This is a genomic window from Mycobacterium sp. pR1184 (assembly GCF_041287235.1).
Lineage (GTDB): Bacteria > Actinomycetota > Actinomycetes > Mycobacteriales > Mycobacteriaceae > Mycobacterium.
Window position 1 is genome coordinate 57,225 of sequence record NZ_JBGGKR010000020.1, and the last position, 23,010, is coordinate 80,234.

Annotated in this window: 20 protein-coding genes and 1 pseudogene; 13 read left to right on the top strand and 8 right to left on the bottom strand. The window is 64.7% G+C overall.

What is annotated here, in order from left to right; translation table 11 throughout:
- The 6 genes from ACAG21_RS26745 to ACAG21_RS26770 all read right to left on the bottom strand — a co-directional run bounded on the left by ACAG21_RS26745 (position 1) and on the right by ACAG21_RS26770 (position 6,227).
- A complete protein-coding gene (locus tag ACAG21_RS26745) occupies positions 1 to 801 on the bottom strand; it encodes a sugar phosphate isomerase/epimerase family protein (RefSeq protein WP_370499304.1) in 801 nt (266 codons plus the stop codon).
- A gap of 4 nt (positions 802 to 805) precedes the next feature.
- On the bottom strand, positions 806 to 1,975 hold the full coding sequence (locus ACAG21_RS26750; protein WP_370499274.1) for a sulfotransferase: 1,170 nt from the start codon (positions 1,973 to 1,975) through the stop codon (positions 806 to 808).
- Positions 1,972 to 3,099, bottom strand: coding sequence for an LLM class flavin-dependent oxidoreductase (locus ACAG21_RS26755; protein WP_370499275.1), 1,128 nt, complete (start codon positions 3,097 to 3,099; stop codon positions 1,972 to 1,974). The genes ACAG21_RS26750 and ACAG21_RS26755 overlap by 4 nt, the downstream gene beginning before the upstream one ends.
- Positions 3,100 to 3,455: 356 nt before the next feature.
- Positions 3,456 to 4,556, bottom strand: a complete 1,101-nt coding sequence (locus ACAG21_RS26760; protein ID WP_370499276.1) for an inositol-3-phosphate synthase — start codon at positions 4,554 to 4,556, stop codon at positions 3,456 to 3,458.
- 50 nt (positions 4,557 to 4,606) lie between these two features.
- Complete coding sequence (locus ACAG21_RS26765) at positions 4,607 to 5,149, bottom strand: PadR family transcriptional regulator (protein ID WP_370499277.1); 543 nt, start codon at positions 5,147 to 5,149, stop codon at positions 4,607 to 4,609.
- 202 nt (positions 5,150 to 5,351) lie between these two features.
- On the bottom strand, positions 5,352 to 6,227 hold the full coding sequence (locus tag ACAG21_RS26770; protein WP_370499278.1) for a DUF1707 domain-containing protein: 876 nt from the start codon (positions 6,225 to 6,227) through the stop codon (positions 5,352 to 5,354).
- 100 nt (positions 6,228 to 6,327) lie between these two features.
- Here ACAG21_RS26770 and ACAG21_RS26775 point away from each other — a divergent pair, with 100 nt between their 5' ends.
- The 9 genes from ACAG21_RS26775 to dnaB all read left to right on the top strand — a co-directional run bounded on the left by ACAG21_RS26775 (position 6,328) and on the right by dnaB (position 16,592).
- Positions 6,328 to 6,753, top strand: coding sequence for a DUF5318 domain-containing protein (locus ACAG21_RS26775; RefSeq protein ID WP_370499279.1), 426 nt, complete (start codon positions 6,328 to 6,330; stop codon positions 6,751 to 6,753).
- 55 nt (positions 6,754 to 6,808) lie between these two features.
- Positions 6,809 to 9,304: a transglycosylase domain-containing protein gene (locus ACAG21_RS26780; protein ID WP_370499280.1), complete on the top strand. Its 2,496-nt coding sequence runs from the start codon at positions 6,809 to 6,811 to the stop codon at positions 9,302 to 9,304.
- Positions 9,301 to 10,965: a glycosyltransferase family 87 protein gene (locus ACAG21_RS26785; protein ID WP_370499281.1), complete on the top strand. Its 1,665-nt coding sequence runs from the start codon at positions 9,301 to 9,303 to the stop codon at positions 10,963 to 10,965. The genes ACAG21_RS26780 and ACAG21_RS26785 overlap by 4 nt, the downstream gene beginning before the upstream one ends.
- Positions 10,965 to 11,603: a DJ-1/PfpI family protein gene (locus ACAG21_RS26790; protein WP_370499282.1), complete on the top strand. Its 639-nt coding sequence runs from the start codon at positions 10,965 to 10,967 to the stop codon at positions 11,601 to 11,603. Before ACAG21_RS26785 ends, ACAG21_RS26790 begins: the two co-directional genes overlap by 1 nt.
- 152 nt (positions 11,604 to 11,755) lie before the next feature.
- Entirely contained in the window at positions 11,756 to 12,046 is a 291-nt protein-coding gene (gene rpsF / locus ACAG21_RS26795) for a 30S ribosomal protein S6 (protein ID WP_036465644.1), read from the top strand.
- A gap of 72 nt (positions 12,047 to 12,118) precedes the next feature.
- Positions 12,119 to 12,640, top strand: coding sequence for a single-stranded DNA-binding protein (locus ACAG21_RS26800; protein WP_370499283.1), 522 nt, complete (start codon positions 12,119 to 12,121; stop codon positions 12,638 to 12,640).
- A gap of 54 nt (positions 12,641 to 12,694) precedes the next feature.
- Entirely contained in the window at positions 12,695 to 12,949 is a 255-nt protein-coding gene (gene rpsR, locus ACAG21_RS26805) for a 30S ribosomal protein S18 (protein WP_066819628.1), read from the top strand.
- A gap of 30 nt (positions 12,950 to 12,979) precedes the next feature.
- A complete protein-coding gene (gene rplI, locus ACAG21_RS26810; RefSeq protein ID WP_036465646.1) occupies positions 12,980 to 13,438 on the top strand; it encodes a 50S ribosomal protein L9 in 459 nt (152 codons plus the stop codon).
- A 526-nt stretch (positions 13,439 to 13,964) separates the two neighbouring features.
- Entirely contained in the window at positions 13,965 to 16,592 is a 2,628-nt protein-coding gene (gene dnaB, locus ACAG21_RS26815) for a replicative DNA helicase (RefSeq protein WP_370499284.1), read from the top strand.
- Between the two features lie 732 nt (positions 16,593 to 17,324).
- Here the strand turns inward: dnaB and ACAG21_RS26820 are convergent.
- On the bottom strand, positions 17,325 to 17,594 hold the full coding sequence (locus tag ACAG21_RS26820; RefSeq protein ID WP_370499285.1) for a metal-sensitive transcriptional regulator: 270 nt from the start codon (positions 17,592 to 17,594) through the stop codon (positions 17,325 to 17,327).
- 290 nt (positions 17,595 to 17,884) lie between these two features.
- On the opposite strand from ACAG21_RS26820, the gene ACAG21_RS26825 reads away from it, so the two are divergent.
- The 4 genes and pseudogenes from ACAG21_RS26825 (at position 17,885) to ACAG21_RS26840 (ending at position 22,015) form a co-directional block, all read left to right on the top strand.
- The gene (locus tag ACAG21_RS26825) at positions 17,885 to 18,502 is read left to right on the top strand and encodes a hypothetical protein (protein ID WP_370499286.1); all 618 of its coding nucleotides are present in this window, start codon (positions 17,885 to 17,887) and stop codon (positions 18,500 to 18,502) included.
- A gap of 54 nt (positions 18,503 to 18,556) precedes the next feature.
- Positions 18,557 to 19,735 carry an NAD(P)/FAD-dependent oxidoreductase gene (locus ACAG21_RS26830; RefSeq protein ID WP_370499287.1) on the top strand — a complete coding sequence of 393 codons (1,179 nt, stop codon included), beginning with the start codon at positions 18,557 to 18,559 and terminating at the stop codon, positions 19,733 to 19,735.
- 377 nt (positions 19,736 to 20,112) lie between these two features.
- A pseudogene (locus ACAG21_RS26835) lies at positions 20,113 to 20,520 on the top strand (arsenate reductase ArsC); the annotation flags it as partial.
- 226 nt (positions 20,521 to 20,746) lie between these two features.
- Positions 20,747 to 22,015, top strand: coding sequence for a glycosyltransferase (locus ACAG21_RS26840; protein WP_370499288.1), 1,269 nt, complete (start codon positions 20,747 to 20,749; stop codon positions 22,013 to 22,015).
- Here the strand turns inward: ACAG21_RS26840 and ACAG21_RS26845 are convergent.
- Positions 22,012 to 22,956 carry a fatty acid desaturase gene (locus ACAG21_RS26845; RefSeq protein WP_370499289.1) on the bottom strand — a complete coding sequence of 315 codons (945 nt, stop codon included), beginning with the start codon at positions 22,954 to 22,956 and terminating at the stop codon, positions 22,012 to 22,014. The genes ACAG21_RS26840 and ACAG21_RS26845 overlap by 4 nt on opposite strands.
- Positions 22,957 to 23,010: the final 54 nt, after the last annotated feature.

Consider the following 23,010-nt stretch of genomic DNA (forward strand, 5'->3'; position numbering starts at 1 on the left):
TCACGCAGTCAATCTGTCCAACATCGCCCCGACGACAGCGCAGGCGCGACGGGCGGATTCGAGACGGCCCTCCTGCTCGATTCGCGGTCCGATCAGTTCCAGGTCGAACCCGTGCGAGTAGCCGCTCGCCAGCGCGTTGGCGAGGAATCCTTCGATCGGAATCGCGCCGTCGCCGGGGACCGCCCGGCCCGGCAGCGCGCGATCGCCGAGTACATAGTCGCTGAGCTGGATGAGCTCGGTTCGCGGCAGGGCGCGCTGCACCATGGCGTCGAAATCGCCCTCCGCCCAGCAGTGAAACACGTCGATGCAGACACCCAGCCCACTCATCTCGGCCAGCGTAACGGTGTCGCGCAGGGTGTGTGCCAGATGCAGGTCGGCATACAAGCTGGAGGCGTTCTCGACGGCCAACGCCACACCGGTCTGCTGTGCATGCGTGACGCAGGGCGCGATCATCGTCCGGAACCGGTCGGCGGCCCGGTTCCACGTGAGGGTGTCCCGGCCCCCGGTGAGCACGTAGATCATTCGCGCCCCGACGCCGGCTGCGGCGTCGATCACCGGCGTCAGCGCGTCCTGCGCGGCCTGCGGATCGGAGGTCAGGCGGCCGCCGGCGAACAGATGATAGACCGCCTCGACGGCAAAGTTGTTGCGTTGCACCAACTTTGGGAATTCCGGGTCGAGTAGCTGGCTGTCCAGGACGCTGAGCCGGGAAACCCCCAACTCCACCCAGTGGGTCTCCAGCTCGGCCAACTCAGCACCGTAGAACGTGACATTGTGTACGGACAGACGCGGGTGGGCCGGCATCGCGTCAGCCACGATTCTCGATCTCGACGCCGAATCGCTCACGGAACGGCCGGAATTCCGCATGCAGCGCGTCGAGGTCTTCGCCGATGTCGATCAACAGCTTGGTGGAGTAACGGAACTTGCCGTAGCGGTCGCCGCGATTGTTGGCCAGGTAGTCGCGCATCGCCGACTCGGCTTCCGGTGTGACCCGACGGCCGGCGAACGCGTAGTAACGCTGCACCGTCGCCACCTGATCGGCGATGAAGTCGGTGTAGCGGATGTGCAGGATGCGGGGATCGTCCACCATAGGATCGGTCATCGTGTTGGTGACGCCGGCGCGGGTCAACTCCAGATGCATCTTCGCCAGGGCGTGCAGGTCGACCGGGCCGACCATCCCTTCGGCGATGTCAGCCATCATCATGGTGCGCGACGCCGCGACCTGCACCGGGTCGCGGTGCAGCCAGACCAGGGTGGCGTCGGGGTACGTCTCGAACATCTCCTTGAGTCGGAAGCCGTGAAAGCCCTTGAGTACCCAGTACTTTCGCGGTCGATGGTACTGGAGCTGTTGCAGCATCGCCTTGTGCAACCGGTACTGCGCGCTCGCATCGGTGGCCAGGCCGCCGACCAGCGACTGCATCGGCACCCGCCACCACGCCGTCGGCGTCATGACCCGGAAGTCGAAGGCCCAGGTGCGTTCGTCCTCGGGCAGGCCGTCGCCCAGCATGTCGTTGTACGGGTGGCTGTGCAGCCACTTGGGCATCTTCGCGTTGATCTCGCGCCAGTCGGCGTCGGCCCACGCGCGACGCGGGTCGTCGTCTGCGGCCAGCCCCGGTGGCGGCGACGGGTACATCACCTCCCAGAAGCGCAGCGCCCGCCCGTGTGGATCGACGGACATCAGCGCGTGCATCAGCGTTGTCCCCGAACGTGGTTCGCCGGTCACGAACATCGGCGCCTCGATCACTTCGTCGCCGATCGGGTAGCGATTGCGGTCCTCGATGAATTCCAGCCGCGAAGTCAGCAGCCAGTGGCATACGTGCGCGGCCGCAGCGGCGCCCGCGGCGTCCATACCGAGGCTGTTGAGATGGTCGGCGGCGACGGCGAAGCGCTCCGGCAACGTCGGGTCGCCGTAGTCGTGCAGGCCCGTCTCGGCTTGCGCGGCACGCAGCAACTCGGCGGCGTCCAGGTATGTGCTCACGACAGATCTCCGCACAGCTGCATCAGTTCATCTTCTGCGGCAAGGACATTCGCGGCCGACGCGGCGGCATACGTCAGGCCGGCCATGGCGCCGTAGTCGAGGATCTTGGGCACCCGCAGTCCCGCGTCCACGTAGGTCTTGATGATTTTCGCGACCTCGCGCGCAGTGCCGTGCGGGACGACGGCGAGCAGCATCTCGGGTTGCACGTCGTCCAGGAACGTCAGGATTCGCTCCCGGGTGAGCACTGCGGGGTCGATGTCCTGGAAGCCGCGCCAGCCCGGGCCCATCGGATGTTCGAACCCGAAGCCACGCAATGTCTCTGCCGATACCTGTAGCAGGAACGCCTTGACCAGCGGCGCCTGCAGGATCTCGGCAAGAGCGTCTTCGTTCGCGCCAATGAGGCACACCTGCATGAAGCCCGGCGTGATCGCCATCGGATCGCGTCCGGCGCGCTCGGCGGATCTCCTTACCGCCGAAAGCATCTCGGCGTAATGCTCGGGGGTCCACGCGCCGGCGGGCCACCAACCGTCGGCGTGCCGGCCGGCGATGTCGAGCATGCGCGGGCCGCTCGCGCCGATCCAGATCGGTGGGAACCGTCCTTGATACGGCTCGGTGTCCAACCGCGCGTGGTGCAACGTGTAGAACCGTCCCTCGAAGTCGATCGGGCCGTCGCTTTCCCAGAGCAGTCTGATGACCGTCAGGGCTTCCTCGAAACGGCCGACCGGGTGGGAGAAGTCGAAGCCGTAGGGCAACGTGTTCTCACTCTCGCCGCTGCCCAGGCCGAGGATGAAGCGTCCCTTCGAGAGATGGTCGATGGTCAGCGCGGTCTGGGCGAGCAACGACGGGTGGCGCCGCACGGTGTCGACCACCGCGCTCACCAGCGGGACGCGCTCGGTCAGCACGGCGGCCGCGGCCGCTACCGAGAGGCCGTCGAGATGGCGGTGCGGCGACGGCGACGCGGTGGCGAGGTCGGTGAACTCGGGCGTCCAGATCGAGTCCGGCCAAAAGCTGACCATGTGATCGGGCAGCCAGATCGAGTGGTAACGCCCGCCGTCGAGCTCGGCGAGCCGGGACATGTCCAGGGGCAGGGTGGTACGCAGGAACGCGGCGGGCTGAACTTTCATCCGGGACAACGCCTGACTCGTCGAGGGGTGCTGCGCGTAATGCTAAGCGACTGCACAGCACACTGTCACGGAGTGTGCACTCCCGGCTTCGAGTGTGCGGCCAGGGCGCCGATATCGGGATAGTTCAGCCGTGAGCACACACTGAAAGCCGCCGGCGCACACTGACGCACAAAAAAGAGTGTGCGGTGAGGTCGCAGTTTCGTTGTGAAACGCGACCTCACCGCACACCCGATGAGTGAATCGAACTGCCCGGTGCGTTCGATTCCGTAGCGCGCCGCAGGGCGGCGCACCAGTTCGACTGGGTCGACGGTTCGACTCCTCAGCCCGCCGCTATGCGGCGCGCATCGTCGTTCGAACTAGTCGGCGCCGATGATGAACTCTTCGAGCTGGGCCCGCGCGACATCGTCGGGCAGCTGCTTCGGGGGGCTCTTCATCAGGTAGGCCGATGCCGGCACGACCGGTCCGCCGATGCCGCGGTCCTTAGCGATCTTCGCTGCCCGCACCGCGTCGATGATGACGCCGGCCGAGTTCGGCGAGTCCCACACCTCGAGCTTGTACTCCAGGTTCAGCGGCACATCGCCGAACGCACGGCCTTCCAGCCGCACGTAGGCCCACTTGCGGTCGTCGAGCCAGCCGACGTGATCGGACGGGCCGATGTGCACGTCCTTGGTCTTGAACTCGCGCTGCAGGTTTGAGGTCACGGCCTGCGTCTTGGAGATCTTCTTGGACTCCAGCCGCTCACGCTCGAGCATGTTGAGGAAGTCCATGTTGCCGCCGACGTTGAGCTGCATGGTGCGGTCCAACTGCACACCGCGGTCCTCGAACAGCTTGGCCATCACGCGGTGCGTGATCGTCGCGCCGACCTGGCTCTTGATGTCGTCACCGACGATCGGCACACCGGCGTCGGTGAACTTCTTGGCCCACACCGGGTCGGAGGCGATGAACACCGGCAGCGCGTTGACGAACGCCACGCCGGCGTCGATCGCGCACTGTGCGTAGAACTTGTCGGCCTCCTCGGAGCCCACCGGCAGGTAGGACACCAGGACGTCGACCTTGGCCTCCTTGAGCACCTGAACCACGTCGACGGCCTCGGCGTCGGAGACCTCGATGGTGTCGGCGTAGTACTTGCCGATGCCGTCCAGTGTCGGGCCGCGCTGGACCGTCACATTGGTCGGCGGCACGTCGGCGATCTTGATCGTGTTGTTCTCCGACGCGAAGATCGCCTCCGACAGGTCGAAGCCGACCTTCTTGGCATCCACGTCGAACGCGGCCACGAACTTCACGTCGCGGACGTGGTAGCGGCCGAACGTCACGTGCATCAGACCGGGCACGGTGCTGTTCGGGTCGGCGTCGTAGTAGTACTGGACGCCCTGAACCAGCGACGACGCGCAGTTACCGACGCCGACAATGGCGACTCGAACCTCCGTCGACGCCTGGGGCGCGTTGTGCTCACTCATAGGGCGTTCTCCTTACCTTCAATTACCTATGTCTCGAATGCCGTGGGTGGTTATGCCTGCTCGGTGAGCCCGGGTGCCGCGCGCTCGGCGGCGATGAGCTCGTTGAGCCACTTGACCTCGCGCTCGCTGGACTCGAGCCCGAGTTGGTGGAGCTGACGTGTGTAACGGTCGAGTGAGCTGCTGGCCCGCGCAACGGCTTCACGCAGACCCTCACGGCGTTCCTCGACTTGACGGCGGCGACCTTCCAGGATCCGCATCCGGGCCTCTGCCGGAGTGCGGTTGAAGAAGGCCAGGTGTACCCCGAAGCCGTCGTCGGTGTAGTTGTGCGGACCGGTATCGGCCACCAACTCGCCGAAACGCTGACGACCCTTCTCGGTCAGCTCGTAGACCCGACGGGCCCGCCGGACCGGCGTACCGGCCGGCGCCGCGTTCTCGGCGATCAGCCCATCCGCCTGCATGCGCCGCAGCGCCGGATAGAGCGAACCGTACGAAAACGCACGGAACGCGCCGAGTAGACCGGTCAGCCGCTTGCGCAGCTCATAACCATGCATCGGCGATTCGATCAGGAGCCCAAGGATCGCAAGCTCCAGCATCGAGTCACCTCCTTTGCATAACTGGTTAGGTCCTGCCGACGCGTCGCGTAATAGTATCGCCTCGATATATTAGCCACAACACTACCTGGTGTTGGCATACAGTTTGTCCCCAAGATTCGCCAATGTTGTGCGGTGTGCGTCCAGGGTGGCGACACGCCGCGTGAGGGCGTCGTCAACGCTGCGAGCGCGCGCCTCGGGCGATTCAGCTCGAGGGGTAGTTCACCCGCTTGACGGTGCCGTCACCGGCGAAATCGATCGAACCGCTGCCGTAGTCACTGGAGACGTACACCGACAGCGTGAGCGATCCGGGCGCGGTCGGATCCTTGGCCGGTTCGACGATCAGGTACGTCGACTTGACCTCGGACGGCTTGATGCCCAGCGTCTCGGGGGCCCCGCGCATGATGCCGACCGCCGTCTTGACGTCGAACTTGGCCAAGTCGGCCGCGACGGCCTTGGCGTCGGTCCTGGGGGAGACGGTCGGGTCGTCCCAGCCGCCGCGGTAGTCGTAGTCCAGCACCTGGCGGTCGTCGGCCGGATCCGGGCGATAGAAGCTGGCATAGGTGGGATAGACGAGAAGCCGGTAACCGACGGTGTCGCCGAATTTCTTGCGGGCCTGCTCCAGCAGACCGGTGAGCCCGCCGAGCGATTGCAGTTGTTTAGGCGGAGTCAGCACCACGGCCGCGACACCGTCGGGCTTGGCGCCCGGGTCGGAGGTGAAGTCCAGCGGCGAGCTGGTGTTCCCGTACAGCCCCCAGCCGAGGCCCATGCCGAACAACACCGACACGACCAATGCGGCGATCGCGATGCCGCGCGAGCGAACGGCCGGCGAGGCGGTGGGCTTTGCCGCGCGCAGCCGCGCCGGGGTGCTGCCCTGCAGATCCTGCACCAGAAGCTTCAGGTCGCCGAGTGTCACCGCGTTGGTGGCCTTGCTGACGCGCTCGCGATGTTCCTCGCCGGACAGTTCGCCGTCGGCCAGGGCGTTGTCGAGCACCGTGCAGGTGTCTTGCCGGTCGGTGTCTTTGGCGCGGGTCGCGGTGGTCACTCCGCCGCCGAGGGGTGCGCCCAGCCATTTCGCCATGCGGATGATCGTAGAAGTCACCTGTTGTTACCGCGGCGCAGCGGTGCCGACAGCCTCGGTTGCGTATCCGCGGTGCGGAGGGGGACGTACTCTGGTGAACGTGCGACTGCAGCGACAAGTGGTGGACTATGCGCTTCGGCGCCGCTCACTGCTGGCCGAGGTCTACTCGGGCCGCACGGGGGTGACCGAGGTCTGCGATGCGAATCCCTATTTGCTGCGCGCCGCGAAGTTTCACGGCAAGACGAGCCAGGTGATGTGCCCGATCTGCCGAAAGGAACAGCTCACGCTGGTGTCCTGGGTGTTCGGTGATCACCTGGGCGCGGTGTCGGGTTCGGCCCGCACCGCAGAGGAGCTGGTATTGCTGGCGCTGAAGTTCACGGAGTTCTCGGTTCACGTGGTCGAGGTATGTCGAACCTGCAGCTGGAACCACCTAGTCAAGTCGTATGTGCTCGGCGCGGAACGCCCTCCCAAGGGAACCCGCGGTCCGCGGACGGCACGCAACGGCGCCAGCGCGGCCATTGAATAACGAAGGGCGCCACGATCAGTCGCCCGACGAGCCGAGCAGGTCCGCGACTGAGCGTATGAGCAAGGAACCCGACGCCGATCGTCCGGACGAGTCCGATCGCTCGGCGAATCGCGGCGATGCCGGGACTCGTCGCCGCGTTCCACCCGACGATCGGCAGACGACGATCCTGCCGGCGGTCGCCGACGACCGCTCGCCCCGTCGGTCCGACCCGATCGACGAGGTCAAAGCCGCCCTGGGTGCTCCGGGATCCAGGCCCGCGCCCCGCGATGCGATCGAGGAAGTGAAGGCCGCGCTCGACGGCCGGTCGTCGAGCCCGCCGAGGCGAGACCGCCCGATGTCCGGTCGGCCGCCGGAAGGCCCTCCGCCGCCGCCTCCGCCGCGAAGGCCCGGAGATGCCGGGGGCCCCGATGTGCCGAGCCACCGGGCGGCGACGCCGAATTGGACCGAGCAGATCAACTGGCGCTGGGTGCGCCGCGCGGCCTATCTCAGCGCGGCCGTGCTGATCCTGTTGCCGATCGTCACCTTCACGATGGCGTACTTCATTGTCGACATTCCCAAGCCGGGCAACATCCGCACCAACCAGGTCTCGACCATCCTGGCCAGCGACGGCTCGGAGATCGCGAAAATCGTTCCGCCCGAGGGCAATCGGATCGACGTCAACATCAACCAGGTGCCGGTGCACGTGCGCCAGGCCGTCATCGCCGCTGAGGACCGTAACTTCTATTCGAACCCGGGGTTCGACTTCACCGGCTTTGCGCGCGCGGTGGAGAACAACCTGTTCGGCAACGGCGACCTGCAGGGCGGGTCGACGATCACGCAGCAGTACGTGAAGAACGCGCTCGTCGGCTCCGCGCAGCACGGGTTCGCGGGCCTGCTGCGCAAGGCCAAGGAACTCGTCATCGCCACCAAGATGTCGGGGGAGTGGTCCAAAGACGAAGTGCTGCAGGCCTACCTGAACATCATCTACTTCGGGCGCGGCGCCTACGGGATCTCGGCGGCGTCCAAGGCCTACTTCGACAAACCCGTCGACCAGCTGACCGTTTCCGAGGGAGCGCTGCTGGCGGCGCTGATTCGCCGGCCGTCCTCGCTGGACCCGGCCGTCGATCCCAAGGGTGCCGAGGCCCGCTGGAACTGGGTGCTTGACGGCATGGTGGAAACCAAGGCGTTATCGGCCAGCGATCGTGCGGCACAGCAATTCCCTCAGACCGTCCCACCGGATCAGGCGCGCGCACAGAACCAGACCACCGGCCCTAACGGCCTGATCGAACGTCAGGTCACCAAAGAGCTGATGGAGCTGTTCAACATCGACGAGCAGACCCTGAACACTCAGGGATTGCAGGTCACCACCACGATCGATCCCAAGGCTCAGCAGGCCGCGGAGAAGGCCGTCTCGAAATACCTTGACGGACAAGACCCTGACATGCGCTCGGCGGTGGTGTCCATCGACCCGCACACCGGCGCCATCCGCGCCTACTACGGCGGCTCGGACGCCAACGGTTTCGACTTCGCGCAGGCCGGGCTGCAGACCGGATCGTCGTTCAAGGTGTTCGCGTTGGTCGCGGCGCTGCAGCAGGGCATCGGATTGGGCTACCAGGTCGACAGCTCACCGCTGACGGTCGACGGCATCAAGATCACCAATGTCGACGGCGAAAACTGCGGCACCTGCAATATCGCCGAAGCACTGAAGATGTCGCTGAACACCGCCTACTACCGGCTGATGCTCAAACTCAAGAACGGACCGGCGGCCGTCGCCGACGCCGCACACCAGGCCGGCGTCGCCAAGAGCTTCCCCGGCGTCCCGCACACGTTGTCCGAGGACGGCAAGGGTGGTCCGCCGAACAACGGAATTGTGCTGGGCCAGTACCAAACTCGACCGGTCGACATGGCCTCGGCGTATGCCACCCTGGCCGCGTCCGGCGTGTACCACCCGCCGCACCTGGTGCAAAAGGTCGTCAATGCCGAGGGCCAAGTGCTTTTCGACGCCGGAACCTCCGACAAGGGCGCCGACCAACGGATCGACAAGGCGGTCGCGGACAACACCACGGCGGCCATGCAACCGATCGCCGCCTATTCGAGAGGCCATGCCCTATCGGGCGGCCGGGCGTCGGCGGCCAAGACCGGCACGGTGCAGCTGGGCGATACCCAGGCCAACAAGGACGCGTGGATGGTCGGATACACCCCGTCCCTGTCGACGGCAGTGTGGGTCGGGACGGTCCAGGATAATGTGCCGCTGGTAACCGCTTCTGGCGCAGAGGTTTACGGGTCGGGGTTGCCGTCGGATATTTGGAAGTCGACGATGGACGGCGCGCTGAAGGGCACCCCCAACGAGACCTTCCCCAAGCCGACCGAGATCGGTGGCTACGCGGGAGTGCCGGCCCCGCCACCACCGCCACCCCAGGTGACCGTCATCCAGCCCACGATCGAAGTCGCCCCGGGTATCACCATCCCGGTGGGCCCCCCGACGACGATCACCGGGGCGCCGCCGCCACCACCGGGACAGGCACCACCGCCCGAACCGGCTCCGCCGCCATTCGGACAACCGCCACCGTGACCGGCGCTCAGCAGCAGAGCGCCACCATTTCCCCTCGCACGCTGGCCGATGATCTGCGTAGCGCGGACAATCGCGACTGCCCCAGCCGCACAGACTCTTTGGGCGCCGCCTTAGCCGATGCCGTCGGCGGGCCGGTGGGACGGCACGCGCTGATCGGCCGGGCTCGGCTGATGACGCCGGTTCGGGTGATGTTCGTGTTCGCCCTGGTGTTCCTGGCGCTGGGCTGGTCGACGAAGGCGGCGTGCCTGCAGAGTTCCGGCACCGGAACCGGTGATCAGCGCGTGGCCAATTGGGACAATCAGCGCGCCTATTACGAGTTGTGTTACTCGGACACGGTTCCGCTGTACGGCGCGGAGTTGTTGAATCAGGGCAAGTTTCCGTACAAGTCGAGCTGGATCGAAACCGATTCCAGCGGTGCACCGCAGACCCGCTATGACGGCAAGCCCGCGGTGCGCTACATGGAGTATCCGGTGTTGACCGGGGTCTACCAGTACGTGTCGATGGCGCTGGCCAAGACCTACACCGCATTGAGCAAGGTGGCACCGCTTCCGGTGATCGCCGAGGTGGTGGTGTTCTTCGACATCGCCGCGTTCGGGTTGGCGCTGGCATGGCTGGCGACCGTGTGGGCCACTGCGGGCCTGTCCGGCCGCCGCATCTGGGATGCGGCCCTGGTGGCCGCCTCGCCGCTGCTGATCTTCCAGATATTCACTAATTTCGATGCGCTCGCAACGGGATTCGCGATGAGCGGGCTGCTCGCCTGGGCACGACGTAAACCGGTGCTGGCCGGTGTGCTGATCGGGCTGGGTGCGGCGGCAAAGTTGTATCCGCTGTTGTTCCTGGGGCCGATGCTGGTGCTGGCAATCCGTACCGGCCGTGTTCGTGCGCTGGTTCGTACGGTGTTGGCCACCGTGCTGACCTGGACATTGGTGAATCTGCCTGTGCTGGTGCTGTTTCCGCGCGGCTGGTCGGAGTTCTTCCGACTCAACACCCGACGCGGCGACGACATGGACTCGGTGTACAACGTCGTCAAGTCGTTCACTGGCTGGCCAGGCTTCGATCCGAAGCTGGGCTTCTGGGAACCGCCCGCGGTGCTCAACTCCGTGGTCGCCGTGTCGTTCGTCGTCTGTTGTGTGGCAATCACTTACATCGCGCTCACCGCTGCGCAACGGCCACGCGTGGTGCAGTTGCTGTTTCTCGTCGTGGCCGCGTTCCTGTTGACCAACAAGGTGTGGAGCCCGCAATTCTCACTGTGGCTGGTGCCGCTTGCGGTGCTGGCGTTGCCACATCGCCGGGTGCTGCTGACGTGGATGACGATCGACGCGGTCGTGTGGGTGCCGCGGATGTACTACCTGTACGGGAACCCGAACCGTTCGCTGCCGGAGCAGTTTTTCACCACGACGGTGTTGTTGCGTGACATCGCCGTTGTTGTGTTGTGCGCGTTGGTGATCCGCCAGATCTACCGCCCCGGCGAGGATTTGGTGCGGTGGAACGGGCGGGTGGATGACCCGGCCGGCGGGCCGTTCGACCGTGCTCCCGATGCACCACCCGGCTGGTTGCCGGACTGGCTGCGTCCGCCCCGGGCACGACGGCCGGCCGTATCGGCGCCTACGCTCGACACCGCTACCGAACTCGAGACGACAATCGGTCAAAGGCAGGCGTGATGCTGGTCGCAATCCCGTTGTTCCCACGCTTCACCGCACTCGACGCCGTCGGACCGTATGAAGTGTTGCAACGCATTCCGTCGATCGACGTGACGTTCATCGGGCACCGGCGCGGCGAGGTGCGCACGGAGAACGGCATGCTCGGCGTGGCTTGCGACGCCACCTTCGACGAGATCGACGCCCCCGATGTCGTCGTCATGCCTGGTGGCATCGGGACCCGCAAGCTGATCCACGACGAAACCATCTGCGGGTGGTTGCAGGCGGTGCACCCGAGAACCGTCTTCACGACCTCGGTGTGTACCGGAGCGCTGTTGCTCGCCGGTGCCGGACTGCTCGACGGGTTGACGGCGACGACGCATTGGCGCGCCGCGGATCTGCTCAACGAGTTGGGCGCGCGCTACGTCCCGGACCGTGTCGTCGAGCATCGACCGGAGCGCATCATCACTGCCGCCGGAGTGTCCAGCGGGATCGATATGGCGCTGCGGCTCATCGAGCTGCTCGTCGACCGCGTCGCCGCGCAGGCCGCGCAGCTGATCATCGAATACGACCCACAGCCGCCGTTCGACTCAGGCGCGCTTGCCAAAGCCGACGAGGCGACGGTGGCCCGAGCAAACGAATACCTGCAAGCACGGCAGTAACCACCCCTATTCGGCCGCGGCTGAGATATTCGTTGCACGGATTTCGCTGGTCGGCTGGTAGTCCGGTACCCTGGGGCGGTTGCCGACGCAGGCGACTCTCCTGCCACGGATCGGCCGTGGCCGCTTAGACCAGAGGAGGTGGTGAGGTTTCCATGCGTCCATACGAAATCATGGTCATTCTTGACCCCACACTTGACGAGCGCACCGTTGCTCCGTCCCTGGAGACGTTCCTCAACGTCGTCCGCAAAGACGGCGGAACCGTCGACAAGGTGGACATCTGGGGCAAGCGCCGGCTGGCTTACGAGATCGCCAAGCACGCCGAAGGCATCTATGTCGTCGTCGACCTCAAGGCGGCCCCGGCCACGGTGTCCGAGCTCGACCGTCAGCTGAGCCTCAACGAGTCGGTGTTGCGCACCAAGGTGATGCGCACCGACAAGCACTGAGTTCCGGCCGTCGGCACGGCTGCGTAGGCTCAGCGAAACCACCGAGAACCAGGACAGACCCAGGAGGCACCAGTGGCTGGTGACACCACTATCACCGTTGTCGGAAACCTGACTGCCGACCCTGAACTGCGGTTCACGCCGTCGGGTGCTGCCGTCGCGAATTTCACCGTGGCGTCCACCCCCCGGATGTACGACCGCCAAAGCGGGGAATGGAAAGACGGCGAGGCGCTGTTCTTGCGGTGCAACATCTGGCGCGAGGCTGCGGAGAACGTCGCGGAAAGCCTCACCCGTGGATCACGGGTGATCGTCACCGGACGGCTCAAGCAACGCTCGTTCGAAACCCGCGAAGGTGAGAAGCGCACCGTCATGGAGGTTGAGGTCGACGAGATCGGGCCTTCGCTGCGCTACGCGACCGCCAAGGTCAACAAGGCCAGCCGCAGTGGCGGCGGAGGCGGCGGATTCGGCAGCGGCGGCGGCGGATCCCGCCAGTCGGCTCCTGCGCAGTCGGGCGGCGGCGCACCGGCGGACGACCCGTGGGGCAGTGCCCCCGCATCGGGTTCCTTCGCCGGCGGCGACGAAGAACCTCCGTTCTGACGTCAAACACCTTCGGACCACACAAGACCAGTAGCAAACGGAAAGTAAAAACACATGCCCAAGTCCACGAAACGGCGCCCGGCCCCGGAAAAGCCGATCAAGACGCGTAAGTGCGTCTTTTGCTCGAAGAAGGGGCAATCGATCGACTACAAGGACACGACACTGCTTCGCACCTACATCAGTGAGCGCGGCAAAATCCGGGCCCGCCGGGTCACCGGTAACTGCGTGCAGCACCAGCGCGACATCGCGATCGCGGTGAAGAACGCCCGCGAGGTGGCTCTGCTGCCCTTCACGTCGTCGGCGCGATAACCGCCGGACCTAACCGAAAGTACGAAAACGATGAAGCTGATTCTGACGGCCGACGTCGACCATCTCGGTACCGTCGGCGAGACTGTCGAGGTCAAGGACGGGTACGGCCGTAACTTCCTCCTTCCGCGTGGCCTGGCGATCGTTGCCTCACGCGGCGCACAGAAGCAGGCCGACGAGATCCGCCGGGCCCGCGAGACCAAGGCCGTGCGCGATCTCGGCCACGCCAACGAGATCAAGACGGCGATCGAGGCACTCGGTCCGGTCTCGCTGCCGGTGAAGACGGCCGCCGATTCGGGCAAGTTGTTCGGCTCGGTGACGGCCGGGGATGTCGCCGCAGCAATCAAGAAGGCCGGCGGCCCGAATCTCGACAAGCGCATTATTCGGTTGCCCAAGTCGCATATCAAGGCGGTCGGCACCCATTCGGTCGCGGTGCATCTGCACCCCGAGATCAATGTCGACGTTGCGCTCAACGTCGTCGCGGATAGCTAACTCAGCACCGTTCGTTCATATCCGGCGGCTGTCGTTAATCGACGGCCGCCGGATTTTGTCGTGCCCTCAGCGCACCACCGGGTTCCCCTGTGGATGGTCCGCCTGGCGAACTATTTGGGCAACGTCCCCGAGTGGACCCCTTAACCCCCTCGTAACGCGGCGAAAATATGGCCGAAAGCCAACACGCCCGGCGCAGTAACCTGCGACGACACGCCGAAGAGATTGTTCTCCACACGAATCCACCGCCCTTGTACGACCCTTATCTGCAGGGATGTCGCAGTGCCGCGTTTTGTTCCACAGGTTCTCCACACCCCACTCAACACAGGTGTCGATGGATATGCACACACGATGCACAGCCTTATGAACAGCGGCCCTTTTAACAGCAGGCCAGCAACGTTTACGGTCTTCCCGGCGCAAGGCTTTGCGGGCGCATGGGACCGGAGTGGGAGTGCCCTGATCGACGTTGTTGAGTGTCGCCTATCGAATGTATGTTCGTATCATGTTTACCTGAGGGAGGTGTGAGTCCGTGGCTGTCGTAGATGACCTGGCGCCCGGGATGGACTCGTCGCCACCCAGCGAGGAGTTCAGCCGTCAACCGCCGCAGGATCTGGCCGCCGAGCAGTCGGTGCTGGGCGGGATGCTGCTGAGCAAGGACGCCATCGCCGACGTGCTCGAGCGGGTGCGGCCCGGCGACTTCTATCGTCCCGCCCACCAGAACGTCTACGACGCGATCCTGGACTTGTACGGCCGCGGGGAGCCCGCCGACGCCGTGACGGTGGCCGCCGAACTGGACCGCCGTGGAATGCTGCGCAGGATCGGTGGAGCTCCCTATCTGCACACCCTGATTTCCACCGTGCCGACCGCCGCCAATGCCGGCTACTACGCGGACATCGTGGCCGAGAAGGCGCTGCTGCGCCGGCTTGTGGAGGCCGGAACGCGGGTCGTGCAGTACGGCTACGCCGGTGCCGAGGGCGCCGACGTCGCCGAGGTGGTGGACCGGGCCCAGGCGGAGATCTATGAAGTCGCCGAGCGGCGAACCTCGGAGGATTTCGTTCCGCTCGAGGATCTGCTGCAGCCGACGATGGACGAGATCGACGCCATCGCCTCGAACGGCGGAGTCGCGCGCGGCGTGCCGACCGGTTTCACCGAACTCGACGAGGTGACCAACGGTCTGCACGCCGGGCAGATGATCATCGTCGCGGCGAGACCTGGAGTCGGGAAGGCCTTGGCGTTGGACACGCCGCTGCCCACGCCGACTGGTTGGACGACCATGCGTGACGTCGCGGTCGGCGACGAGCTGATCGGCGGCGACGGGCTGCCGACGCGGGTGGTGGCCGCCACCGAAATCATGCTCGGGCGCCCGTGCTACGAGGTGGAGTTCTCCGACGGGACGGTGATCGTCGCCGACGCCGAGCATCAGTGGTTGACCGATACCCGCGCCTCCAGGAAGTCGGCACAAGCGGCGGCGGTGGGCTACAACCGTTACAAGAATCAGCGCACCTTCGCGGCGGTGCGCACCACGGCCGAGATCGCCGGAACTTTGCGCTGCGACACTCAAGACCGGCGACTGAACCATAGCGTGGTCAACGCGCGTGCACTCAACCTGCCGGAGCGCGAGTTCTTAGTCCCCGCATATACTCTCGGCGCCTGGCTTGGTGACGGCACCAGTGCCGCCGCCCAGATCACCACGGCCGATCCCGAAATCATCATGCGCATCGAAGCCGATGGCTTCGTGGCGGTTCCGTCGTCCTCGGCTAAGTACCGCTACCAGCTGCGGTTGCCTGCCGAGGCCGAGACGGCGCCCCGCGCGTGCGTGGTCTGCGGCAAGCCGTTCGTTCCCCAGACCAACCAGGTGCGCACCTGTGGACGCTCCTGCGGTGGCCGGGCCAGGTTTGTCTCTGCTCCGGTGCCGGCTCCGAGCTGCGTTCGCTGTGGGGGGCGGTCCTGCGGGTTGCGTTTGTGCCAGAACTGCCATTCAGCGGTGGGGACGTTGCAGGCGCGACTGCGGACCCTGGGAGTGCTTGGTAACAAGCACATTCCGATGCAATACCTGCGGGGGGCCGAGACACAGCGGCGTGCTCTGCTTGCGGGCCTGCTCGACACGGACGGCACGGTGACGGCGGGCGGGGCCGTCCAATTCTCGGTCACTAACCAGCGGCTGGCGTCCGATGTCGCCGAGCTGGTCGTGAGCCTTGGCTATCGCTGCCAAACCTCGACGAAGCCGGTGCGAGGCCGCGACGAGTCGTCGAGCATCGCTTACACGCTGACGTTCTCCACGGACGACACGGTGTTTGGGTTGCAGCGGAAAGCCTTGGTGCACAAGGAGCGTCGGGCCGCCGTCAACACCCAGCGCTCTGGATCACGCTTCATTGTGGACGTCCGCCGGATCGAGTCGGTTCCCGTGCGGTGCGTCGAAGTGGACAACGACAGCCACATGTACCTGGCGAGCAACGCGATGGTTCCGACGCATAACTCCACCCTTGGATTAGATTTTTTGCGGTCGTGCTCGATCAAGCACCGGATGGCCAGCGTCATCTTCTCGCTGGAAATGAGTAAGTCCGAGATCGTCATGCGGCTGCTGTCGGCGGAAGCGAAAATCAAACTCGCCGACATGCGTTCGGGTCGGATGAACGATGACGACTGGACGCGGCTGGCGCGGCGGATGAGCGAAATCAGCGAGGCGCCACTGTATATCGACGACTCGCCGAACCTGACCATGATGGAGATCCGGGCCAAGGCGCGTCGGCTCAAGCAGAAGGCCGACCTGCGCCTGGTCGTGGTCGATTATCTGCAGCTGATGTCGTCGGGCAAGAAGGTCGAGTCGCGTCAGCTCGAGGTGTCCGAATTCTCAAGGCATCTCAAGCTGTTGGCCAAGGAGCTCGAGGTTCCCGTCGTCGCGATCAGTCAGCTGAACCGTGGTCCCGAGCAGCGCACCGACAAGAAGCCGATGCTGTCCGACCTTCGCGAGTCCGGATCGCTGGAGCAGGACGCGGACATGGTCATCCTGCTGAACCGGCCCGACGCTTTCGAGCGTGACGATCCGCGTGGGGGAGAGGCCGACTTCATCCTGGCCAAGCACCGCAACGGCCCGACCAAGACGGTCACCGTCGCGCATCAGCTGCATCTGTCGCGCTTCGCCAACATGGCGCGGTAACGACCGCACTGATGTCGATATGCAGCGAAGATTAACAAGACGCCGCGACACGCCGCAGTTTTGTCAAAGTAGCTTGGAGTGTCTTAACACGCTGACCGCAATGAAGTCTCAGGACCGGCTACGCGTCGCGACGGACTGAGGAGATGGCCCGACGACAGAGCAGCGGACGTGCGCTAGCGTCGTAAAGGGTAGGCTGCGGGGGCGGCGGCGGTGGCCGGTAACCGCACGGAGACGAATCACATTGTGCTGCTGAGTTATTGGCGCAAAGGGATACCATGCACGCGGCCGGGATCGGTCATGGGAAGGAATCCGATGACCTCGGTTCTTCGACGCCGGGGCCCGGTGCGACGACTGTTCCGGCGCACGCCGCGCGAGCCTCTCCTCAAAGACGCCGAGGAAGCGGCCGACTTGGTGCTCCTGTCGCGAGATGAGAACTCGGCGCCATCAGGCTGATGCTGGATGGCGTGATGCGCGACGGCACCGGGAACGCGGGAGCCGCATGACACCCGGTTCTGAATACGGTCGACCTCAACGTGTTCGGCACTCCGTTCGATAACGCTATCGACCAATGGGCCCTTCGCGCCCTCGGCAACCAGCTCGTTTGAATCCGCCACCACACACCCGCTACAGCGAATAGCCCGCATGGACTCACCGATCGGCCGCCGCTTGACGAGTTACCGGCCAGCAATGTCTACACAACCGTTGCACGGCAGTAGCTTTCGGGTCGCGCTGTTAGGCGAGGGAGAGGAAGAGTTTTTCGAGTTCGTCTTCGGTGAGCGGTGTCTGGGTGCCGTGTTCGTTGTCTGTGATGCAGTGACGCAGGCCGGTGGCGACGATTTTGAAGCCGGCTCGGTCGAGGGCGCGTGAGACGGCGGCGAGTTGGGTGACGACGTCTTTGCAGTCGCGGCCTTGTTCGATCATGTTGATCACGCCGGTGAGTTGGCCTTGGGCGCGGCGCAGTCTGCTCAGTACTGCGTCCATACGTTCGGCGTCGTGAACCATGGGTCCTCCAGGTGAATTGATCCGCAGTTCGTTCTACCCCGGGGGTATCGGGCTGCGGTTTGGCGGCGGTCACATTGCCAGCGTGTGGCCCCATCAATCGGCTACGCCCGCACCCGCCATACAAGGACAACCGCATCCGTACGCCGGGCCTCCGCCCCAGCGCTCCACCAGATATGCCATAGGGGGTATGGTATCGAGAGGTGCTGGCGTTACTGATTGCAGCGGCGCACTATCCGCGCCGCGGGGCAATGCCTACCAAGAACAAATGCCCACCAAGAACAGGAGTGGATATGACTAGCGTCCGATCAACCGAGGATGACCGTGCTGCAGTCGTGTTGTGGCTGGACCCGGTGTGTCCGTTTTCGTGGAACACCGCACGCTGGCTTCACGAGGCAGCCGGCAAAGCCGGTTTCGACATCGAATTGCGGCTGATGAGCCTGGCTGTACTCAACGAGGGTCGTGATTTGCCGCCCACGCAGCAGGCGCGGATGCAGGACTCGCGCAGGGTCGGCCGGCTGATGGCCGCGGTGAATCGCGACGGCGGGCCCGACGCGCTCTATGACGCCTATTTCGCGTTCGGGCAGCAATATTTCGACCATTCAGCAGCCGTCGATAAGGACCTGGTCGCCCAGGTCGCCCGCGTCGCCACTGCAGACACCATCACCGCGGCAGTGCTCGAAGATTCGGCCCTGGACGCGGTGATCCGTGAATCGCACGAGGCCAGTCAACGCGCGCACGGCGACGTTGCGGGTAGCCCGTTGCTCTCGATCGGGGAGCGCACCATGTTCGGACCGGTGTTCAGCGCCCCACCTGACCCCGAGCAGACCCTGCGGGTGTTCGACGCGGTCACCGCGCTGATAGCGACCCCGCAGTTCCATCAGCTCGAACGGCCCCGAAACCACGCCTGATCACCACGCGAACTCCAACTCGATCACTTCGTGCAACCCGACACAGGAGCAGACATGACGAAGAAATTAATGATCCTCGGTGCCGGCATCGGCGGACTCAGCGTCATCACCGAACTCCGCAACGGCGGGGCGAGCCTCGACGACGTCGAGATCACCGTCGTCGACACAGACTTCTCCCACTTCCTGGGCTTCACGCTGCCCTGGGTGATGCGCGGCTGGCGCGACATCGACAGCGTTCCCATCCACCCCAGCGCCGCCTCTCTTGACGGACTTGTCACTGTCACCGGCACCGTGCAGAACATCAACCCGCAAGCGCGCACCGTCACCCTGGCCGATGGCACCGACCTGGCCTTCGACGCTCTCATCATCGCCACCGGCGCCCGCAACAACATCGACGCGATCCCCGGGCTCACTGAGGCGGTCGACGCCGGCACCGCCGTGCACTACTACAGCGCCGAAGCCGCAGAACGTGCCCACCAAGCCCTCGACGCATTCACCGGCGGCAAGCTGACCTTCCTAGTGACAGCGCAGCCGTACCGCTGCCCGGTCGCACCCTACGAGGGGTCACTGCTGGCTGCAGACTTACTGCGCGACAACGGAAATCGCCACAACACCGATATCTCGGTCTACAGCCCCGAAAAACACCCCATGCCGTCGGCAGGACCCTACGCCGGGCCCGAGCTTGTGCAGCTACTCCACGACAACGGCATCGACTTCTTCGGCGAGCACGCCGTCGAACACATCACCGCCGAGCGCAACGAGATCCACTTCCGCAACGGCACCGTCACCACATTCGACCTTCTCGTCTTCGTGCCGCCCCACGAACCTGCCGTGACACTGGACAAACCCGGGTGGATCAGCGTCGAGGCCACCACCATGCAAACGTCACACCCCGGCATCTTCGCCATCGGCGACACCACCACCATCACCTCACCATCGGGTCGCCCACTGCCCAAAGCGGCGATCTTCGCGAAAAACGGCGCCAAAGCCGCCGCCCGCAACGCGCTGCACTACCTCAAGGTCACCGACACCGGTGCGGCGCTCTCGGGCGAAGGCTACTGCTACGTCGACACCGGCGCCGGCCAGTCTGCACTCGGCAAGGGCGACTTCTTCACCATGCCCAACCCCGCCATCCACCTCAGCGCACCATCAGAAACACTGCACCACAACAAACAAGGCGAAGAACACGACTGGCGAACCGTCTGGGAACAGCCGCCAGTCGCAGCAGGCTAGCGATACACCACAGTGACATCAGCCCTGCGCCAGCTCCCGGCTTAGTAAGCGTGGGCAGGCGAATCTCGCTGCAACGCAGCGGCGTACGCACCGCCCTGCAGCGAATTGCCCCCGCGCCCGATAACTCACCACACCAAGCCACGCGCTTTCCCGCTGAGCGGGGTTTTGCAGCGAAGATTGACAGGCCTCCGCGACGCGCCAAAGTCTTGTCAAAGTAGGTAGGCGTGCCTTGTCAATCTTCGTTGCGTCTCGACAGCACAGCAGCTTGGGTCCGAATCGCCGACAGAGCTGGCCCCGCAGAGCGAGGGGTAAACTGTCGTTGGCCCAGCAGCGGCTAGCGCTGGGCTGATTTCCAGGAGCGCCGACCGTTGAGTGCCAAACCTAGCGTCTTGTTCGTCTGTGTGCACAACACCGGGCGCTCTCAAATGGCCTCCGCTTTACTCACCCACCTCGCTGGCGATCGCATCGAGGTTCGCTCGGCCGGGACCGAACGCGCCTACACGATCAACCCCGGTGCCATCGCGGCGATGGCTGAACTAGGCATCGACATCGCCGCCGCAACCCCCCAACTCGTCACTCCCGAACTTGTTCAGGCCAGCGACATCGTGATCACGATGGGCTGCGGCGACATCGGTCCCCACCTCCCCGGAATCGCCTACCGCGACTGGGAACTCGACGACCCAGCAGGTCAGCCCGTCGAAATTGTTCGTGCCATCCGCGACGCTATCGCTCAACACGTCCGCACACTGATCGCCGAACTTTCTCCCAGCGCCGACAATCCATGAGCTGCGCGCCGCGACTTGCATCGGCCCGGCCGAGCCGAGGCCGTGCCTGCGAATGTAGTTGCGGTGCGCCGGATCTCAGCCGATTGACCAGATGCTGCACGGCCGCCTGCTGAGCTATGGGTACAAGCGATGACGGTGGTCGTGCTGCCGGATTCTCCGAGGACGTGCTTCGCTAGCATCGTCCTCATCGCCGACATCCGGCATCGGTGAGGGGGAGGGATCGGCTTTGAAGTTTGCCCTGGCATGTTATGGAACTCGTGGCGACATCGAGCCGTCTGCTGGCGTGGGCCGCGAATTGCTGCGCAGGGGCCACGACGTCATCATGGCTGTACCGCCCGAACTCGTCGGTTTCGTTGAATCAGCGGGGATTACCGCGGTCCCGTACGGTCCCGAGGTGCGGGAATTCTACGACGACGAATTCCTGCGCAACATGTGGCGCGACGTCTTCCGGACTCCGGTCAAGGCGATCCGCGGTGGATGGGAACCGATAATCCGGTATTGGAACGTCGTGGGCAGCACGTTGCTGTCGCTGGCTGAAGGCGCGGACCTGCTGTCTACTGGCCTGAACTTCGAGCAAGCCGCCGCTAATGTCGCTGAGTATTACGACATCCCGCTGGCCGCGCTGCATCACTTCCCCATGCGGTCCAACGGTCAGCTCGTCCCGTCATTGCCCGCGCCGCTGTTCCGCATAGTGATGAAGACGATGGAGTGGCTGTTCTGGTGCTCGACGAAGAAGGTGGAGAGCACCCAGCGGTCCCGGCTGGGCTTGCCGAAGCCAACACGTCGGTATGAGCAGCGAATCGCCGAACGAAAACCATTGGAAATTCAGGCCTACGACGGCCTGCTGTTCACCGGGCTGGCCGCCGAATGGGCGAGATGGGGCGACCGCCGCCCATTCGTTGGCGCCCTGACGATGGAGCTGACAACCGAAGCCGACGAAGACGTCGCATCGTGGATCGCTGCCGGAACGCCTCCCGTATGCTTTGCATTCGGCAGCATCCCGGTCGAATCACCGTCGGCTACTGTCGAATTGATCAGTGCAGCTTGTCGAGAGTTGGATGAGCGAGCACTGATCTGTTTTGGCGGAACCGATTTCGCCGGCGTCCTTCACCCCGAGCACGTCAAGTTGATCAGCGTGGCGAACTACGCGGCAATCTTCCCCGTGTGCCGCGCGGTCGTGCATCACGGGGGATCTGGCACGACGGCCGCAAGCTTGCGCGCGGGAGTTCCCACGCTGATCTTGTGGAGCTCGGCAGATCAGCCGTACTGGGGCGCTCAGATCAAACGGCTCAAAGTGGGTACCGCTCGGCGCTTTTCGGCGACCACCGCTGATTTCTTGGTCGCCGATCTGCGCCTAATCCTGACCCCGGCCTACGCCGCTCGCGCCCGCGAACTCGCCGAACGGATGACCACGCCCGCCGAAAGCGTCACGAAGACAGCGGACCTGTTCGAAGAAGCTGTCCATCGAAATGCTTCAAATCGGTTGGAAGCCTAGCTAATTGATTGCCTGGCCACCGATCTCTGCCCCGCGCGGTACTCGGAGGGAGTCATCTCGCGCCCCCACGCGGTGCTGATCGGCACGTTTCGGTCCAGATAGCCGGCTTCTCTGGCCTTCCATGCTTTGACATACAGGTAGAACGGGATCGCCGCATGGATGTGATGGACGAGGTGATAGTTCTGATACAGCAGCAACATACACATGACCCGCTCCCAACCGATCCGCACCCGGGTGGCCCGGAACCGGTCGGTCTTCGTCGTGACGAGATCGTGGTGAGGCAGCCAGTCGAACCACCAGGCGAGGATTCCCATCCCGATCCGCTGCGGGATGAAATAGTCGAGCACCAGCTCACGCCCGTGGCCGAGAATGATCAGGGTGGTGATAAGGGCAAGCGACATGGTGACATTCGCGGCGTAACCCAGGGTCTCCTTGCGCGGGCGCTGGCGCTGGCGCATCCGCGTCAGATAGAACCAGCAATACCACGCGTCGATCGTGAACCAGCGCAACGGCAGCTGCCAACGTGGGCCGGACAAACTCCACGCGTCCGGGTCGTCTCGGATACTTTCGTTGGTGTTGCGGTGGTGCGCGTGATGTATGAACGCAAGCACCGGAAAGGTTCCGAACAACGAAACGAACGGCATCGACAACCGACCGAAGAGCTGGTTGATCCAGATCGGCCGGCCGACAACGTGGTGAATCGACTCGTGCAACACGGTGAACATCGAAAACGTGACGAGGCCTTGCACGACGACGGTGACCGGCAACCACCACGGGCTCACCCCGTAGAAGACCGCGGCCGTCGCGGCCCACCACACAACGAATGACCCAAGCCAGAGCAGCACGGTTGGCATCGCGACGGTCGGCCGCGCGAACTTAGGAGGTGGGAAGCTTCGCGGGATCGCGCTTACCTCGTTCGTCGGCCGTATGGTGGGAGCCATTTCGGCGGTTGTCACTACGACCGCCCGCTTGAATCAGGACGCTGAGGCGCTGAG